General features: G+C 72.2%; 5 protein-coding genes. 4 read left to right on the top strand and 1 reads right to left on the bottom strand.

What is annotated here, in order from left to right; all coding sequences use genetic code 11:
* Nucleotides 1–40: 40 nt before the first annotated feature.
* Complete coding sequence (locus ACP26O_RS08215) at nucleotides 41–1,786, bottom strand: cyclic peptide export ABC transporter (protein WP_175665174.1); 1,746 nt, start codon at nucleotides 1,784–1,786, stop codon at nucleotides 41–43.
* Between the two features lie 272 nt (nucleotides 1,787–2,058).
* Between ACP26O_RS08215 and ACP26O_RS08220 the strand changes: the two genes are divergently transcribed.
* Genes ACP26O_RS08220 through ACP26O_RS08235 form a run of 4 tightly spaced genes read left to right on the top strand, consistent with a single transcriptional unit; the run spans nucleotide 2,059 to nucleotide 19,178 of the window.
* Nucleotides 2,059–11,733, top strand: a complete 9,675-nt coding sequence (locus tag ACP26O_RS08220) for a non-ribosomal peptide synthetase (protein WP_175665175.1) — start codon at nucleotides 2,059–2,061, stop codon at nucleotides 11,731–11,733.
* Between the two features lie 9 nt (nucleotides 11,734–11,742).
* Complete coding sequence (locus tag ACP26O_RS08225; RefSeq protein WP_175665176.1) at nucleotides 11,743–16,752, top strand: non-ribosomal peptide synthetase; 5,010 nt, start codon at nucleotides 11,743–11,745, stop codon at nucleotides 16,750–16,752.
* Nucleotides 16,742–17,767: a GNAT family N-acetyltransferase gene (locus tag ACP26O_RS08230; protein WP_175665177.1), complete on the top strand. Its 1,026-nt coding sequence runs from the start codon at nucleotides 16,742–16,744 to the stop codon at nucleotides 17,765–17,767. Before ACP26O_RS08225 ends, ACP26O_RS08230 begins: the two co-directional genes overlap by 11 nt.
* Before the next feature lie 34 nt (nucleotides 17,768–17,801).
* Entirely contained in the window at nucleotides 17,802–19,178 is a 1,377-nt protein-coding gene (locus ACP26O_RS08235) for a lysine N(6)-hydroxylase/L-ornithine N(5)-oxygenase family protein (RefSeq protein ID WP_175665178.1), read from the top strand.
* The last annotated feature ends 36 nt before the right edge of the window (nucleotides 19,179–19,214 follow it).

Below are 19,214 nucleotides of genomic sequence, written 5' to 3' on the forward strand. Positions count from 1 at the left end.
CGCAATCGCTGCGCGCAGGCGGCTGGTGTTCACACCATGCTTACGCACTCAGCGCATCGACACCCGCTTGTGCGCGTGAACGCGCGGGCGTCGTGTCGCTGACGATCTGACCGTTGTCGAGCTTCAGCAGCCGATCGGCGAGATCGAAATAGCGGTCGTCGTGCGTGATCACGATCACGGCCTTGCCGCGTGCGCGCAGCTCGGGCAACAGCTGCTCGTAGAACACAGCCTTGAACGACGGATCCTGGTCGGCCGCCCATTCGTCGAACAGGTAGAACGGGCGGTCTTCCAGATACGCGACGACGAGCGCGAGCCGCTTGCGTTGCCCGGTCGACAGCGCACGGTTCGAGAACGCGCCATCGACGACCTTCACCTTGTGATCGAGCGCGAGCTTCGCGACCAGCGCGTTCGCGCGCGCATCGGCCTGGGTACGCGCCGGATCGTCTGGATCGACGATGCCGAGCAGCGCATCGAACAGGTGGAAGTCGTTGAACACCGCGCTGAAGCGCTGCCGGTACGCGGCGCGCTCGCGCCAGCCGATCGTGCGGCCGTCGACCTCGATCGTGCCTTCCTCCGGCTCGTAGAGCCCGGTCAGCACCTTCGCGAGCGTCGTCTTGCCGCTGCCGTTGCCGCCGACGATGAACACGAGCTCGCCCGGCCGGATCGTCAGGTCGATCGGCCCGATGCGGAACATCCGCTCATCGCGCTCGTGGAAGTACGCATGCGTGACGCCGCGCAGCGTGACGGCGCCGGCCGGCGGCACGTCGGGCGCGTCGCTCGCGGGCGGCACCGTGCGCAGCGCGCCGAACTCGGCCATCACGCCTTCGATGCGCCCGAGCGACACGCGCGCCGCGTTGACGGTCGGCAGGTTGTTCAGCAGCCCGTCGAGCGGCACCAGCATGAACAGGAACACGACGACGTAGCCGGCCGCCGTCCCGGGATCGGCATGCACGCCCAGCTGCGGCCAGAACGCGGCCGCGCCGAGGAACACGTAGAACAGGAAGATGATCCAGCCGACGCCGACCGCATACGCGCTGAACGCGCGGCGACGGTGGTCGCGCACCTCGCCGATCGCGGCGCCGAGCTGGCCGTCGACGAACTGGCGCGCGCGCGCGTCGTGCAGCTTCAGCTCCTTCGCGCCGGAGAACAGCGAGCCGAGATAGCCGAACAGGCGGTCCTGCGCCTGGCCGGCCGCTTCGAGCGACGCGATCGCGCGGCGATCGCCGGTGTGATAGCCGAGCGAGCCCGCGATGATCGCGGTCAGCGCGAGCAGGCACACCGGCCACGACAGCCACGCGAGATAGCCGAGGCAGCCGAACACGATCGAGCCGTGCATCACCAGGTTCGGCAGCGCGAAGAACAGCATCGACACGTTGGTCGCGTCGTCGGTCAGTACCGACTGCACGGGCGCCGCGCCGATCCGCTCGATGTCGCGCAGCTCGGCCGCGCCGACGCGCCGCGCGAGATGCACGCGCAGCCGCGCCATCGTGTCCTGCGACAGCCGGGCGAACAGCGTGCCCGACACGATGCGTGTGACGAGCGCGATCACCGCGCACAGCGCGAAGCGCCACGCGAGCGACGCATCGGCCGCGCCGGGCTGCGCGAGCGCGCGGTTCAGCGTCGCGACGAGCAGCACGCTCGCGACGCCGTTGAGCACGCAGGCGATGAGCGCCAGCGCGAGCGACGCGCGGCTTTCGCGCAGCAGCGCGAGGATCAGGCGGGCCGCGGGGCGGCCGGGGGAGGCGTCGAGGGACGGCGGGGAAGAAGGCTCGTGGGCGGCTGTCATCGGCAACGTCGGTAAATGAAGGGCAAGCAAACCGTGCGGAAACGGCAAGACTGACGTGAAAGCAGCGCGCGGGCCGGGCCCGGTTGCGGCTTTCCTTCCTGATAGACGAACGGGCCGCGCAAATATTTAGTCGCATCGTCAAAAAATGCATCTATTCGGACTTTGCACGCAAAACGGTAAAAAACCAGCCGCGCCGTTCGTCACACCAGTGAAGCCGCCCCTTGCGGCCCCGAGACTTGGCCGAAGCGGCCGGACCGAAGGACTTCACGCACATGACGAGTTTCCCGACTGCGTTGCACCACCGAATTCGCGAACTGGCGCGCCGTGCGCCCGACGCACCCGCGCTCGCCGCGCCTTTCCAGAACGACCTGCGCCTGTCGCGCGGCGCGCTCGACGCGCGTGCGTCGCACCTGGCCCGTCAACTGCGCGCGGCCGGGGTCGGCGCGGAAGTGCGGGTCGGCGTCTGCGTCGAACGCTCGTGCGAGCTGTTCGTCGCGCTGCTGGCCGTGCTGAAGGCGGGCGGCGTGTTCGTGCCGCTCGATCCGCGTCATCCGGCCGCGCGCCTCGACTGGATCGTGCGCGATGCGCAGCTGCGTCACGGGATCGTCGATGCGGCGGGCCGCGCGGCGCTCGGCGCGCCGTTCGAACATGCGTTCGACGCGATGTCGGCCACCGATGACGGCGCGAATGCCGCCGCGTTCGCCGACGACGAAGACGTGCCGGTGCATCCGCGCGCAGCCGCCTACATGATCTATACGTCGGGCTCGACCGGCACGCCGAAGGCGGTGGTCGTCGAGCACGGGCCGCTCGCCGCGCATTGCGACGCGCTCGCGGCCGCGCTGCCGATCGAAGGCGGCGACCGCCTGCTGCATTTCGCGTCGGTCAATTTCGACGCCGCGCACGAATGCTGGCTCGCGCCGCTCGCGGTCGGCGCGAGCGTGACGATTGCGCCGCCGCAGCCGTTCGCGCCGGACGCCGCCCACGCGCTGATGGTGCGCGAATCGGTGAGCGTCGCCGCGTTTCCGCCGGCCTACCTGCGCGAATTCGCGGCGCTCGCCGCGCGCGACGGCGTGCCGCCGGCGCTGCGCGTGCTCGCATTCGGTGGCGAAGCGCTGCCGCAGCAGGCATTCGAATTCGTGCGCCGCACCTTCCCGTCGGTGCGCCTGATCAACGGTTACGGGCCGACCGAGGCCGTGATCTCGCCGATGCTGTGGCCCGTCGAGCCGGGCGACACACCCGAGCTGGCCGCCGACGATGCGTATGCGTCGCTGCCGATCGGCCGCGTGATCGGTCCGCGTGTCGCGCGCATCGATGGCGACGCGGCCGGTGAGTCGGGTGAGGGCGGCGAGCTGCTCCTCGGCGGCGTGTGCATCGCGCGCGGCTATCACGGCCGCCCGGCGCTGACGGCCGAGCGCTTCATTCCCGATGCGCACGGCGAGCCCGGTGCGCGCGTGTACCGCACCGGCGACCTCGCGCGCCTGCGTGCCGACGGCGCATTCGATTATCTCGGCCGTCTCGACGACCAGGTCCAGGTGCGCGGCGTGCGCGTGGAGCCTGCGGAAATCGCCGCGTGCCTGCGCACGCATCCGGCCGTGGCCGACGCGGCCGTGATCGCCGAAACTGGCAACGGGCCGACGCGGCTGATCGCGTGCGTCGCGCTGCGCGCGGCCGCCGACGATGCGGCGCTGAAGGCGCACGTGGGCGCGCAGTTGCCCGCCGCGTGGCAGCCGCACCGGTTCGTGCGCTGCGATGCGCTGCCGTATACGTTGAACGGCAAGATCGACCGTGCCGCGCTGCGCGAGCGCATTGCCGCCGCGCGCGACACCGAACAACAGGCGGGCGACGCACCGCGCACGCCGACCGAAGCGCAGATTGCCGGCTTCTGGCAGACGCTGCTCGGCCTCGACACGACGCCGTCGCGCGACGACCGCTTCTTCGCGCTGGGCGCCGATTCGCTCGCCGCGATGCAACTGCAGGCCGCGATTCGCGCCGCGTTGCGCGTGAACCTGCGGCTCGACATGCTGTTCGCCGATCCGTCACTGGCCGAACTCGCCGCGCACGTCGATCGCGCGGAACGCGAAACGGGCGAACCGCTGGCCGCGATCGCCGCGCGCCGTGCGCCGGCCGATAGCGATGTGCCGTATGTCGATCGCGCGGCATCGCTCGCGCAACAACGCTTCTGGGTACTCGCGCAGACGCGCGACGCAAGCGCTGCCTATCACATCGCCGCGCACTGGACGATCGACGGCGCGCTCGACCGCGCTGCGCTGCAGCGCGCGCTCGACCACGTGATCGAGCGGCACGACGCGTGGCGCACGACGCTCGTCGACAACGACGACGGCATCGTGATGCAGCGTATCCATGCACATCTGCCGGTGGCGATCACGACGCTCGACCTGCGCGAGCAACCGCCGGCGGCACGCGACGCGGAAGCCGCCCGCATTGCCGAACGCGACGCGGGCGCGCCGTTCGATCTGTCGCGCGGTCCGCTGCTGCGCGCGACGCTCGTCGTGCTCGCCGACGATCGCCACCGGCTGCTGCTGACCGCACACCACGCGATCACCGACGGCTGGAGCTCGCGCTGCGCCTTCGACGAGCTGTCCGCCGCGTACCGCGCGTACGCGCAAGGCCGCGAGCCGTCGTTGCCTGCGCTGCCGATCCAGTACGCCGACTACGCGGACTGGCAGCGCGACATGCTCGCCGGCGGCGAGGGCGAGCGTCAGCTCGACTACTGGCGCCGCGCATTGCGCGACGTGCCGGGCCCGCTCGCGCTGCCGGTCGACCGCCAGCCGGGCGCGACGCGCACGCTGCAGGGCGCACGCGTGTCGGTCCGCCTGCCCGACGCGGTGGCGGCCGACGTGCGGCGTCTTGCGCGCGACGCGCAGGCCACCGTCTTCACGGTGCTGCTGGCCGCGCTCGACGCATGGCTGGCGCGCCTGACCGGCGAGACGGACGTGGTCGTCGCGGTGCCGGTCGCGCATCGTCAGCGCCCGGAAACGCGCGCGCTGCTCGGCCTGTTCCTGAATACGGTCGCGCTGCGCGTGCGCGTGGCGCCGACGCTGCCGTTCCGCGCGCTGGTCGACGCGGCACGCACGGCGGCGCTCGACGCGGTCGCGCACCAGGACGTGCCGTTCGAGCGCGTCGTCGATGCGGTGAAGCCGCCCGTCAAGCGCGGCGACGAATGGCTGCGCGTGAAATTCGCGCAGCAGTTCGATGCGCGGCACGACAGCGTGCTGCCGGGCGCGACCGCGGTGGCGACGCCGGGCCCCGATCTCGCCGCGCGCTTCGACTTCGCGCTGGACTTCACCGACGACGCGAACGGGATCGAACTCGTCGCCGCCTACGCGACCGACTGCATCGACGCCGATACCGCGCGCGCATGGCTCGACAGCTACGCGGCGCTGCTCGCGTGCGCCGCCCATGAACCGCAATGCGCGACGGCCGCGCTGCCGTGCGACGCGTCGCCGGCGACGCGCCAGCCGCGCGACGGCCGCGCGCTGAGCATCGAACACGCCGACATCGTCGCTGCATTCGCGCGGCAGGCGGCCGCCTATCCGCATCGCGTCGCGCTGGCCGATGCGTCGGCGTCGCTGACGTTCGCCGAACTCGACGACGCGTCGAACCGCATCGCGCACGCACTGAAACTGCAGGGCGTGACGGCCGAAGCGCCCGTCATCGTCTGCATCGAGCGTTCGGCCCGCTTCGTCGTCGGCCTGCTCGGCGCGCTGAAGGCCGGCGCGCTGGCCGTGCTGCTCGACCCCGCGCAGCCGGCCGCGCGCCTGGCGGCCGCGGCCGCCGATTGCGGCGCACGCCGCGCGCTCGTCGCGGATGTGGCCGCGTGGCCGGCCGGCATCGACGCCCAGCCGCTCGACGTCGACACGCTCGCGCAGGACGCGACGCTTGCCCATGCGGCCGGCGTGCGCGTCGCACCGCATCCGGAACAGGGCGCCTATCTGATCTATACGTCGGGCTCGACCGGCACGCCGAAGGGCGTCGTCGTGTCGCACGGCGCACTGGCCGATTACGTGCAGGGGATGCTCGACGAACTCGCGTTCGCGCCGGACGCGTCGTTCGCGATGGTGTCGACCGTCGCCGCGGATCTCGGCCACACGACGCTGTTCGGCGCACTGTGCGGGGGCCGCACGCTGCATCTGCTGCCGGCTGCGTGCGCGTTCGATCCGGACCTCTTCGCGCAGGAAATGCGCGGCCGCGACGTCGGCGTGCTGAAGATCGTGCCGAGCCATCTGCAGGCGCTGCTCGACGCGCGCGTGCCGGCCGACGTGCTGCCGCGCCACGCGCTCGTGACCGGCGGCGAAACGCTGACGTGGGCGCTCGTCGCGCGCGCGGCCGGGCTCGCACCGGCCTGCCGCGTGATCAACCATTACGGGCCGACCGAAGCGACCGTCGGCGCGATTGCCTGCGACACCGCGTCGATCGCGGCCGACGCACGCGATCCGGCGAGCGGCGTGCCGCTCGGCGTGCCGCTGCCGAATGCGCGCGCGCTGGTGCTGGACGCGTTCGGCGCGTGCGTGCCGGCCGGGGCGACGGGCGAGCTGTATCTGGGCGGGCCGGGCGTGGCGCGCGGCTACCTGAACCGGCCGGCGCAGACCGCCGAGCGCTTCGTGCCCGATCCGTTCACGCCCGGTGCGCGCCTGTATCGCACCGGCGACCGCGTGCGTCTGCGCACGGACGGCCGTCTCGCGTTCCTCGGCCGCATCGACGATCAAGTGAAGATTCGCGGCTATCGCGTCGAGCCGGGTGAGGTGAGCGCGGCGGTGCGCGCGGCCGGCCCGATCGCGCAGGCTGAAACGCTCGCGATCGAGCACGACGGCCGTCTGCGGCTCGCGACATTCGTCGTGATGCGCGACGGCGCGGCATTCGACGAGGCCGCCGTGCGCGCGGCGCTCGGCGCGACGCTGCCCGACTACATGGTGCCCGCGCAGTTCGTCGCGCTCGCCGGCCTGCCGGTGACCGCGAACGGCAAGATCGATCGCGCGGCGCTGCGCGAACGGGCGGCCGCGCCGGTGGCGACGGCCTCAGGCGACGCGCCGCGGGGCCCGGTCGAGACGGCGCTCGCCGAAGTCTGGCAAGCGGTGCTGAAGGCGCCGCACGTCGGTCGCGACGACAACTTCTTCGAACTCGGCGGCGACTCGATCCTCGTGCTGCAGGTGATCGCGCGTGCCCGCAAGCGCGGCGTGCGCTTCACGCCGAAGCAGCTGTTCGACGGCCCGACGGTCGCCGAACTCGCGCGTGTCGCGAAGACCGGGGACGCCGGCGCTGCAACGACAACGCCTGCGCCGGCGCAGTCCGCACCGGCTGCCGACGCGATCCTGACGCCCGCGCAGCAGCGCTTCTTCGCGCTCGACGTGCCGCATCCGGGCCACTGGAACCAGTCGGTCGCGTTCGACGTGCGCGGCCCGTTCGACGCCGATGCGTTCGCGCGTGCGTTCGATGCGTTGCTGACCCATCACGACGCATTCCGTCAGCGCTTCGCGCGCGGCGCGGACGGCAAGTGGCACGCGAGCGATGCGGCGAAGCCGTACGACGCGCTGCCGTTCGTCGAAGTCGCCGCCCGCGACGAAGCCGACGCACTGGCGCGCTTCGACGCATTGCAGTGCCGCCTCGACCTTGGCCGCGGGCCGCTCGCCTGCGCGTGCGCGGCGCGGCTGCCGGACGGTTCGACGCAACTGTATCTGGCGATCCACCATGCGATCGTCGACGGCGTGTCGTGGCGCATCCTGCTCGATGACCTGGACGCAGCGTATCGCGCCGCATGCGAGGGCGCGCCGGCTCGTCTGTCGCAGCCGGGCCTGCGCGCGGACGCATGGGCCGCCCGCCTCGCGCGTGCCGCGACGCAGCCCGGATCGCCGTTTGCCGCTGAAACCGCATACTGGGCCGGCATGGCCGAAGGCGACGACCTCGTGCCCGATCATCCCGACGCACCGGCGACGAACGCCGATGCGGCCGTCGTCGTGCAGACGATCGACGCGGCATTGACCCGCGCCGCGCTGACCGACGCCCACGCCGCGTATCGCACGCAGACGATCGAACTGCTGGGCGCGGCGCTCGCGCTGGCGCTGGCCGGTGCCGGCGGCGCCGCGTCGTGCCGCGTCGAACTCGAAGGCCATGGCCGCGAGGCGCTGTTCGACGATGCGGACGCGAGCCGCACGATCGGCTGGCTGACGAGCCACTATCCGGTGACGCTGCCGGTCGAAGCCACCGCGCGCGACACGCTGTGCGCGGTCAAGGATGCGTTGCGCGCGGTGCCGCACAAGGGGCTCGGCTTCGGCGTGCTCGCGCACTACGGCGATGCGGCGACGCGTGCGGCGCTGGCCGCCGTGCCGCGTCCGCGCGTCACGTTCAACTATCTCGGCCAGTTCGACGCGCCGCGCGACGCGACGCTCGTGCCGCGCTTCGGCGGCACCGGCATCGAGCGCGATCGCCAAGGCCCGCTCGGCAACACGCTCGCGATCCATGCATACCTTGATACCGACCGCGACGGCGCACGCACGCTGAAGGTTCACTGGGTATACGGCGCGCCGCAGTTCGAGCGCGCGACGATCGACGCATTCGCGGCGCGCTTTGCCGCCGCACTGCGCGAACTCGCCGATGCCTGCGCGTCGCGGGTCGCGCATCGCGGCGGCGGCGCGACGCCGGGCGATTTCCCGCTCGCGCAGGCTGCCGGCCTCACGCAGGCCGCGATCGAACGCGCGCCGCTCGACTGGCGCACGATCGACGACGTGTATCCGCTGTCGCCGATGCAGCAGGGGATCCTGTTCCATGCGCTGTTCGCGCCCGGTCATGCCAGCTATGTGAACCAGCTCGTCGCGACGGCAACGGCGCTCGACGCCGACCGGCTCGCGGCCGCGTTCGGCGCCTCGGTCGCGCGCCACGACATCCTGCGCACCAGCGTGATGCCCGACGAGGCCGCGCCGCTGCAATGCGTGCATCGCCATGCGCAGATGCCGGTCGAGCAGCTCGACTGGCGCACGCGCGCCGACACGCTCGACGCCGATTTCGACGCGTGGCTCGCGGCCGACCGCGCCCGCGGCTTCGACTGGCGCGAGCCGCCGTTGATGCGGCTCACGCTGATCCGCGTGACGGACGACGCGTGGCGCGTCGTCTGGACGCGTCACCACGTGCTGCTCGACGGCTGGAGCACCGCGCGGCTGCTCGCGGACGTGCTGCGCGACTATCGCGACCCCGATGCGGTGTCGCCGTTCGCGAGCCGCCCGGCGCTGCGCTATCGCGACTTCATCGCGTGGCTCGGCACCCGCGATCGTGCCGCGGACGAACGCTTCTGGACCGACCGGCTCGCGCGGCTCGACGCGCCGACGCTGATCGCCGAACGCGTGGCCGATCGCGCCGACGCCGAGATGGTCACGTGGCGCGCGACGATCGATGCGGATGCGACTGCGCGCATCGCACAAACGGCGCGTGCGCTGAAGCTGACCGTCAACACGCTGGTGCAGGGCGCGTGGGCGCTCGCGCTGCAGCGCATGACGCACCATCCGGCCGTCGCGTTCGGCGCGACCGTCGCGGGCCGTCCCGATGCGCTCGCGGACGTCGACACGGTGCTCGGCCTCTTCATCAACACGCTGCCGGTGATCACGGCGCCGGCGCCGCAGCAGCGCGCGGCCGACTGGCTGCAGGCGCTGCAACGCGAGAACGCGGCCGCCGCCGAGCATGCACACACGCCGCTCGCCGATATCCAGCGCTGGGCGCGTGGCGCCGGCGGCGCCCTGTTCGACACGCTGGTCGTATTCGAGAACTATCCGGTCGACGAGACCGTGCGCGACGCCGATCCACGCGCGCTCGCGCTGAGCGACGTGCGCAGCATCGAAGCGACCGATTTCGCGCTCACGCTCGTGATCGAGAGCGGTACCGAGCTGACGATCGACTACGGCTACGACACCGCGCGCGTCGATGCGCACCAGGTCGAGACCTGGCACCGCGCGTTCGCATGCGCGCTCGACGCGCTGGCCCGCACGCCGGATGCGCTGCTTGGCACGCTGTCGATCGCCGACGACGCGGCGCGCGCCGCACTGGCGCGCGCGCAGGACACCGCGCGGACGTGGCCGCACGCGCAGCGGCAGCCGCTGCATCTGCAATTCGCGGCCGCCGCACAGGCGACGCCCGATGCGATCGCGCTCGAATACGCGGATGCCGACGGCGCCGTGCAACGCGCGACCTATCGCGAACTCGACCTGAACACGACGCGCGTTGCCGCCGCACTGCGCCGGCGCGGCGTGCGGCCCGATACGCCCGTGGCATTGTGCGTCGAGCGCTCGTTCGACATGGTGACGGCGCTGGTCGGCGTGCTGAAGGCCGGCGCGGCGTACCTGCCGGTCGATCCCGACTATCCGGCCGAGCGCATCGCGTATCTGCTGCGCGACGCGCGGCCGGCGGTCGCGATCACGCAGGCCCATCTGCGCGAGCAGGTCGAGGCCGCGCTCGGCGACGACGCGACGACGCAGCTGCTGACGGTGGCCGATCTGCTCGCCGACGAAGCAGGCGAAGCGAATGGAGCGAACGAAGCCGCGGCCGACACCGACATCGACGACGCCCGGCTCGCGTACCTGATCTATACGTCCGGCTCGACCGGCAAGCCGAAGGGCGCCGGCAACTCGCACGGCGCGCTCGCGAACCGGATCGCGTGGATGCAGCACGCGTACCGGCTCACGCGCGACGACGTCGTGCTGCACAAGACGCCGTTCGGCTTCGACGTGTCGGTATGGGAATTCGTGTGGCCGCTCGCGATCGGCGCGAAGCTCGCGATCGCCGCGCCCGGCGACCACCGCGATCCGGCCCGCCTCGCGGCCGCGATCCACGCGCACGGCGTGACGGTGCTGCACTTCGTGCCGTCGATGCTGGCCGCGTTCGCCGCGTATCTCGACGATTTCTCGGCCGCCGCGCAATGCGACAGCGTGCGCCTGATCGTCGCGAGCGGCGAAGCGCTCGCGCCCGAACTCGTCGCGAAGGTCGCACGGCTCATGCCGAACGCGACGCTCGTGAACCTGTACGGGCCGACGGAAGCCGCGATCGACGTGTCGCACTGGACCTGCGGCCCCGACGACGCGAGCGCCGTCGCGGTGCCGATCGGCCATCCGATCGCGAACCTGCAGCTGCACGTGCTCGACGCGGCATGGCAGCCGGTGCCGGCCGGCGCGACTGGCGAACTGTATCTGGCGGGCGCGGGCCTCGCGCGCGGCTATCTCGGCCGCCCGGGGCTGACCGCCGAGCGCTTCGTGCCCGATCCGTTCGTGCCGGGCGCGCGCATGTACCGCACCGGCGACCTCGCACGGCGCCGCGCCGATGGCGCACTCGACTACCTCGGCCGTGTCGACACGCAGGTGAAGCTGCGCGGCCAGCGGATCGAACCCGGTGAAATCGAGGCGCTGCTGCGCATGGCGCCGGGTGTGCACGACGCGGTCGTGATCGTGCGCGACGAGCAGCTGATCGGCTATGTCGCACGCGGCGATGCGGCTTCGCTCGACCGGGCGGCACTGCTGGATTCGCTGCGCGCGCAGTTGCCCGCGTACATGGTGCCGTCGCAGTTGATCGAGCTCGACGCGCTGCCGGTCACGCCGAACGGCAAGTGCGACCGCCATGCGTTGCCGGCGCCGGTGCGCGAGGCGGCCGCGGCCGTCGAACTCGCGACCGACACGGAGCGCGCGCTCGCGGCGATCTGGCAACGCGTGCTGCATGTGGACGCGATCGGCCGCGACGACGATTTCTTCCTGCTCGGCGGCCACTCGCTGCTCGCGACACAGGCCCATGCGCAGGCGAACCTGCACTGGGGTCTCGCGCTGCCGCTGCGCACGCTGTTCGACACCCGCACGCTCGCACGCTGCGCGGAGGCGATCGACGCGGCCTGCGCGGCACAGGGCGAAACCGACGCGGCGAGCGCGATCGACGCGCTGCTCGGCGAACTGGAAACCCAATAAGGACGACGGATGACGAAGGTTCAACCCGACTGGCTCGCGCTCGCGACGCGTTTCGCGCAACTGCCCGACGCGCAGCGCGCGGTGTTCATCGACAAGCTCGGCGCGGCCGGCATCGATTTTCGCGTGCTGCCGATCCCGCCGCGCACGCCGCGCAGCGATCGCGTGCCGGCGTCGTTCGCGCAGACGCGGCTGTGGCTGCACGCGCGGCTGATCGACGCGCCGGACGCATATCACATCACCGAGCGGCTCGCGCTGACGGGCCCGCTCGACGCGCACGCGCTGCGGCTCGCGTGCGATGCGCTGATCGCGCGCCATGAAGCGCTGCGTACGACCTTCGACGAAGCGGAGGACGGCGTCGCGCAGACGATTCATCCGCCGCTGCGCTGCCCGTGGCGCGAGACCGATCTCGAGGCGCTGCCCGATGCGCAGCGCGTCGCGCGCGCCGAAAGCGTCGCCGCGGCCGACGAAGCCGATGCGTTCGATCTCGGCGCGGCGCCGCTCGTGCGCGCACACCTGATCCGCTTCGACGCGACGCATCACTGGCTCGCGCTGACCGTGCATCACATCGTGTCGGACGGCTGGTCGTCGGGCGTGATGCTGGACGAACTCGCGGCGTTCTATCGCGCGTATGCGTCGGGCAAGCCGGTGCCGCTCGCGCCGCTGCCGATCCAGTACGCGGACTATGCGTTGTGGCAGCGCCGCTGGCTCGATGCCGGCGAGCGCGATCGCCAGCTGGGGTTGTGGCGCGAACGGCTCGATCCGCAGCGCGGCGTGCTCACGCTGCCCGGTGCGGCCGCGCGGCCCGCACGCCGCAGCGCGCGCGGTGCGCGTCATGTGTTTTCGCTCGACGCCCATATCGGTGCACGGCTCCGTGCGTTCGCGGCCGCATCGGGCGCGACGCCGTTCGCGGTGCTGCTCGCGGCCCTCGACGCGCTCCTCGCGCGTGCGACCGGCGACACGCGGATCTGCGTCGGCGTGCCGGCCGCGAACCGCGAGCGCGCGGAAACGGCCGGCCTGATCGGCTTCTTCGTCAACACGCTCGCGATCGACGTCGACGTGCCGGCGCACGGTGATTTCTCGTCGCTGGTCGCGCGCACGCAGCGCGCGCTCGTCGATGCGCAGATGCACCAGGACGTGCCGTTCGAGCAGGTCGTCGACGCGCTCGGCGTGCCGCGCAGCGCCAGCCACCATCCGCTGTTCCAGGTGATGGCCGCGTATGGCGAGCGGCGCGCGCTGCCGGCGCTCGGCGCGGCGTCGGCCGCATTGTTGCCGTCCGGCACGCCGTCCGCGAAATTCGACCTGACGCTTGCCGTCGAGGCGACGCCCGATGGCACGTTCGATGCTGCGTTCATCTACGCACTCGACCTGTTCGATGCCGACGCGATCGCGCGGCTCGCCGCCCGCTTCGTCACGCTGCTCGGCGACGCGCTCGCTCGCCCCGAGTTGCCGATCGGCGATCTCGACTGGCTGCCGGCCGATGAACTCGCGCAACTCTTCGCGTGGAACGCACCGGCAGGCGCGGCCGAAGCCGAGCCGTTCGTGCCGGTGCACGCGCGCATCGCCGCGCATGCGAAGGCACGGCCCGAAGCACGCGGCGTCGCCGACATCGATCGCGCGCTGACGCGCGGCGAGGTCGACGCGCGCGCGGCACGCATCGCGCGCAATCTCGTCGCGGCCGGCGTGCGGCCCGAGATGCGCGTCGGCGTCGCGCTGCAGCGGTCGGTCGACCTGCTGGTCGCGCTGATCGCGGTGCTGAAGTCGGGCGCCGCGTTCGTGCCGCTCGATCCGGCTCATCCGCTCGAACGGCTCGCGCAGATCGTCGGCGATGCGGGCATCGCGCACGTGCTGACCGACGGCGCGAGCGCCGCATCGCTGCCCGAGTTGCCGGCACTGCGCATCTGGCGCGCGGACGAAGTCGACGCGCTCGACGAGGCGGCGGACGTCGTGCTGCCGGACGTGCTGCCCGGCCATGCGGCGTATGCGATCTACACGTCGGGCTCGACCGGCAAACCGAAGGGCGTGATCGTCGATCACGCGGCGTTCGCACGGCATTGCGTGGCGATTGCCGAGCGCTACGGCGCGGGCGAGAACGACGTGTTCCTGCTGTTCCAGTCGGTCAACTTCGACGGCGCGCACGAAGGCTGGTTTTCTCAATACCTGTCGGGTGCCGCCGTGTCGGTGACGGCCGACGTGCTGTGGCCGCCCGCGCAGACCTGCGCGATGATGGTCCGCGACGGCGTGACGATGACCTACGTGCCGCCCGGCTGCGCGGCTCAGCTCGCCGAATGGGCGCTCGCGCACGGGGCGCCGCCGACGCTGCGCTCGCTGACCGTCGGCGGCGAAGCGACCTCGCGCGAAGCGTTCGCGATGCTGCGCCGCGCGATGCCGAACGTGCGCGTGGTCAATGGCTACGGCCCGACCGAAACCGTGATCACGCCGACGCTGTGGATGTTCCGTCCCGGCGACGATCTTGCGAAGCTGGGTGACGCCGCCTATCTGCCGATCGGCACGCTGGTCGGCGCGCGCACCGCGCACGTGCTCGACGAGCGGCTGCATCCGCTGCCGGTCGGCGTGATCGGCGAACTGTACCTCGGCGGCGAGGGGATCGGCGTGGCGCGCGGCTACCTCGATCGTCCCGCGCTGACGGCCGAGCGCTTCGTGCCGGATCCGTACGGCGCGCCGGGTGCGCGCCTGTATCGCACGGGCGATCTCGTGCGACGCCGCGCGGACGGCGTGTTCGACTTCATCGGCCGCGTCGATCATCAGGTGAAGCTGCGCGGGCTGCGCATCGAACTCGGTGAGATCGAGGCACAACTGGCCGCGCACGACGCGGTGCGCGAAGCATGCGCGGTCGTGCACGGGCAGGGCGCGCACGCGCAGCTCGTCGCGTACGTCGAACTGAGCGCCGATGCGCAGGCCGCCGCCCAGCCGGTCGAGGCCGCGACGCTCGACGCGCACTTGCGCCGCACGCTGCCCGACTACATGGTGCCCGCGCAACTGATTGTGCTCGATGCGCTGCCGCGCAATGCGAACAGCAAGGTCGACCGTGCGCGGCTGCCGGCCCCGGTGCGCGTCGAACGCGCATACGAAGCGCCGCACGATGGCGACGAAACCGCGCTCGCGGCGATCTGGCGCGACGTGCTGAACGTCGAACGCGTCGGTCGCGGCGATCACTTCTTCGAACTCGGCGGGCATTCGCTGGCAGCGGTGCGCGTCGCGACGCGCGTCGCCGAGCGGCTCGGCCGCGACGTGCCGGTGCGGGCGCTGTTCGAGGCGCCGGTGCTCGCGCAATACGCGCGCCAGGTGGCCGACGCGCCGCGCGCCGCGCACGCCGGTGCCGCGGCGCCGGGCGTCGCGGTGGTCAAACCCGATGCGCATGGCGTGTGGCCACTGTCGCCCGCGCAGCTCGGCCTGTGGTTCCTGTGGCGCGCGCAGCCGGACAGCGCCGCTTACAACATCCCGGTCGCGCTGCGCGTGCGCGGTCCGCTCGACGTCGATGCGATGCGCGCGGCGTTTTCGGCGGCGGCCGCCGCGCATCCAGCGCTGCGCGCGCGGCTCGTCGCGCGCGACGGCATGCGGCCGGGCCAGCGCATCGACGCCGCGGCGCCCGTCGCGCTGCCGCTGGTCGACCTGTCCGCGCAACCCGACGCGCTCGCCCGCGCGGCGGCGCTGACCGACGCCGATGCGCTCGCGCCGTTCGATCTCGCGGCCGATGCGCCATTGTGGCGCGCACGCGTGCTGCGGCTCGGCGCGGACGATCACGTGCTGTCGGTGACGATCCATCACATCGTGTCGGACGGCGAATCGATCGAGCTGTGGCTCGACGCGGTGCGTGCGCGCTATGTCGCGCTCGTGCGGGGCGACGCTTCGGCAGCGGCGGCAGCGATGGCACCGGCAGCATCGACGCCGGAAAACACGTCGCTCGTGCTGCCCGCGCCGTGCCATCCCACCCGCGTCGCGTACTGGCGCGACGCGCTGGCCGACCTGCCGTCGTCCGTGCTGCCGCGGCGCGCCAACGCGCCGGCCGTCCCGCAATGGCGTGCGGCGCGCATCGCGTTCGAGTTCGACGCGGCGCTGATCCGCGCCGCGCGCGACGCCGCGTCGGCCGCGCACGCGACGTTGCCGATGCTGCTGCACGCGGCGCTCAACACCGCGCTGTTCCGCGTGACCGGCGCGGCCGACCAGCCGGTCGGCGTGCTCGCGTCGACGCGTGAGCTGACGGGCGATGCGGCGCGCGATGCGCTCGGTCTGTTCATCAATTCCGTGGTCGTTCGCACGCGGCTCGATTCGGCGGCCAGCCGCACGGACGTGCTCGCGCAGGTGCGCGATACGGCGCTTGCCGCGTATGCGCATGCCGACGTGCCGTTCGCAGACGTCGTCGCGGCGCTGCGCGCGCCGCGTGCCGCGCACGCCAATCCGCTGTTTCAGGTGATGTTCAACTACCTGCGCCCGACCGGCGCCGCCGCGCGCGACTGGGCCGGCCTGTCGCTCGCCGAATTCGACGACGTGCGCCATCGCGTGGTGTTCACGCTGGAGCTGGACGTCGTCGAGCATCCGGACGGGCGCGTGAGCGCCGCGTTCTCGTATGCGGACGAACTGCTCGACGGCCGCTTCGTCGACGCGCTCGTCGATCTCTATCACGACGAAGTCGCGCGTTTTGCCGGGGCGCCGGAAACGGCGCTCGGCGCGCCCGATGCGCTGTTCGCCGCCCACACGGCGGCCGCGCCGGCCGGCGACGCGCCGCGCGTCACGGCATCGAGCGATGTCGCGCCGAACGCAGCCACCGCGCTCGCCGCGCTGTGGTCGGACACGTTCGCGACGGCCGCGCCCGCACCCGACGCCGACCTGTTCGAGGCCGGCGCGACGTCGTTCGACGTCGTGCGCTTCGTCGACGCGGCTGGCCGCGCCGGCCATGCGCTGACGGTGGCCGACGTGTTCGCGTCGCCGACGCTCGCGGCGCTCGGCGCGCGAATCGAGGCCTCGGCCGAAACGAAGCAGGAGGTGCGCGATGCTGGCTGAAGTGCGTCCGGACGGCTTCACGATGCCCGACACCTGCCGTCTCGCGTTCGCGGACGGCCTGTTCGCCGCGCGCGACGACGCGGAGATCCGCGTCGCGCAGGGCGACGGCATCGGCGCGCAGCTGCTGCGCGCGCAACTCGCGGACGACGGCACGCTGCGCCTCGTCGCGTACAACCATCGCGCGGCGCCGGCCGACCAGCGCCGTGCGCTGCTGGCCGCGCTCGCCGCCGCATTTTCCGACGACGTGCGCCGCGCGGCGATCCGGCTCGACCCGGCCGCGTGGCCCGCGGTCGCGCTCGATGCGCTGCGCGCGAGCGGCGTGCTCGCCGACGGCGGCCTGTGCATGCGCGAAGGCTGGGCGCAGCAGGCCGATCTGTGGCGCGTCGGCACGCCGCTGCCGTGCGCGACGCTGCCGATGCTGACCGACGGCCGGCGTCATCCGCGCCGGCCGCCCGCGCCGCGCGGCGACGTGTATGCGCGCGACCTGCCGGCGCTCGGCGTGCGCTTCACGTTGCGCGGCTGGCAACCGGGCGAGGACGCCGCACGCGTCGCGCGCTGGTTCGACGAGCCGCGCGTGCGCGACGGCTGGCCCGGCACGCAGCCCGGCGCCCACGGCACGGCGCCCGATGCCGATCCGCACGTCACGCCGCTCGTTGGCTGCTTCGACGGCGAACCGTTCGCGTATGTCGAGGCGTTCTGGCTGAAGGAAGATCCGCTCGCGCCGCACGTCGGCGCGCGCGATTACGACCGCGGGCTGCGGATGCTGGTCGGCGAATCGCGCTGGCGCGGCCCGCATTGCGTGGCCGGCTGGCTGCCGTCCGTCGTGCATTACCTGTTTCTCGACGACCCGCGCACCGAAGCGGTCGGCTGCGCGGTCCCGGCCGGCCGCGCGCGGGTCGTCGACACCCTCGCGCGGCATGGCTTCGCGCGGCAGCGCCGTCTGGCGCTCGCCGACGCACAGCCGCTGTGGATGCGCACGCTGCGCGAGACCTTCTTTTCCGGCCGTCACGTCTGACGGGCCGGTTTCACCGACAAGGGAGCTGAGAGACATGCAGAGAGAAACCGTATTCGACCTGATCGGCGTCGGCTTCGGGCCGTCGAATCTGGCGCTGGCCATCCGTCTGGAGGAGCGGCGTGCGGCGCGCCCGCTCGCCCATTGCTTCATCGAACGACAGCCGGAATTCGGCTGGCACCGCGGCATGCTGCTCGACGACTGCCGGATGCAGATCTCGTTTCTGAAGGATCTCGTCACGATGCGCGATCCGAAGAGCCGCTACACGTTCATCAACTACCTGTTCGAACGTGGCCGGCTGAACGAATTCGTCAATCTGAAGAACTTCTATCCGACCCGCGTCGAATTCCACGACTACCTGAGCTGGGTCGCCGATGCGTTCGACGCGCACGTCCATTACAGCGAGACCGTCATGGCGATCGAGCCGGTGCGCGGCGACGGTGCGCGGATCGACGCGCTGCGCGTGCTGTCGCGCGACGCGGCCGGCCGCGAGCGCCAGCGCGTGACGCGTGCGCTGTCGGTCGGCGTCGGCGGCACGCCGGCGGTGCCGGATGCGTTCGCCGCGCTCGGCCGCGATCGCGTGATCCATTCGTCGTCGTACCTGACCGACATCGACCGGCTGGTCGCGTCGCCGGACGGCGAACGCCGCCGCGTCGCGGTGATCGGCGCGGGGCAGAGCGCGGCCGAGGTGTTCATCGATCTCGCGCGCCGCTTCCCCCATGTCGACGCGAACCTCGTGATGCGCGCGGGCGCGTTGAAGCCGGCCGACGACAGCCCGTTCGTCAACGAGATCTTCAGCCCCGAGTTCACCGACGTCGTCTACGCGCAGCCGCACGATGCACGCCGCGCGCTGCTCGAGCGCTACCGCGACACCAACTACGCGGTGGTCGACCGGCCGCTGATCGAGCAGATCTACGAAATGCTGTACCTGCAGCGCATCGACGGCACGCCGCGCCATGCATTGCTCGCGAACAGCGCGATCGAAGGCGCGGTGCGCACCGCCGACGGCCGCATCGAGCTGACGCTGCGCGACCGGATGAACGGCGCGACGCGCGTCGAGCGCTTCGACGCGCTCGTGCTCGCGACCGGCTATCGGCGCGACACGCATTCGGCGCTGCTCGAAGGGCTCGCACCGCACCTCGGCGACGCGCTCACGCGCGGCGACGTCACGCGCGACTACCTGCTCGCGACACCCGAGCACTTCGCGCCGCGCATCTACCTGCAAGGCTGCTGCGAAGACAGCCACGGCCTGTCCGACACGCTGCTGTCGGTGCTGGCACGCCGTGCGGACGAGATCTGCGCGTCGCTCGAAGACGGGATCGCGCCCGCCCACGATGATGGCGCGGCCCGGGCATTGCATGAACAACGACATCAAAACGGGGCGAGCGCGGGCCGCATGGCTTTCGCTCTTTGACAAAGGAGCGGTCGGAGACCGCATCAAAAAAGTGGA

The sequence above is a fragment of the Burkholderia sp. R-40 genome (assembly GCF_049942845.1).
Taxonomy (GTDB): Bacteria; Pseudomonadota; Gammaproteobacteria; order Burkholderiales; family Burkholderiaceae; genus Burkholderia; species Burkholderia ambifaria.

Bases quoted from the DNA above. Each gene is read 5' to 3' on its own strand.
- ACP26O_RS08215 (WP_175665174.1), bottom strand. From the start codon at position 1,786: ATGACAGCCGCCCACGAGCCTTCTTCCCCGCCGTCCCTCGACGCCTCC.
- ACP26O_RS08225 (WP_175665176.1), top strand. From the start codon at position 11,743: ATGACGAAGGTTCAACCCGACTGGCTCGCGCTCGCGACGCGTTTCGCG.
- ACP26O_RS08230 (WP_175665177.1), top strand. From the start codon at position 16,742: ATGCTGGCTGAAGTGCGTCCGGACGGCTTCACGATGCCCGACACCTGC.
- ACP26O_RS08235 (WP_175665178.1), top strand. From the start codon at position 17,802: ATGCAGAGAGAAACCGTATTCGACCTGATCGGCGTCGGCTTCGGGCCG.
- ACP26O_RS08220 (WP_175665175.1), top strand. From the start codon at position 2,059: ATGACGAGTTTCCCGACTGCGTTGCACCACCGAATTCGCGAACTGGCG.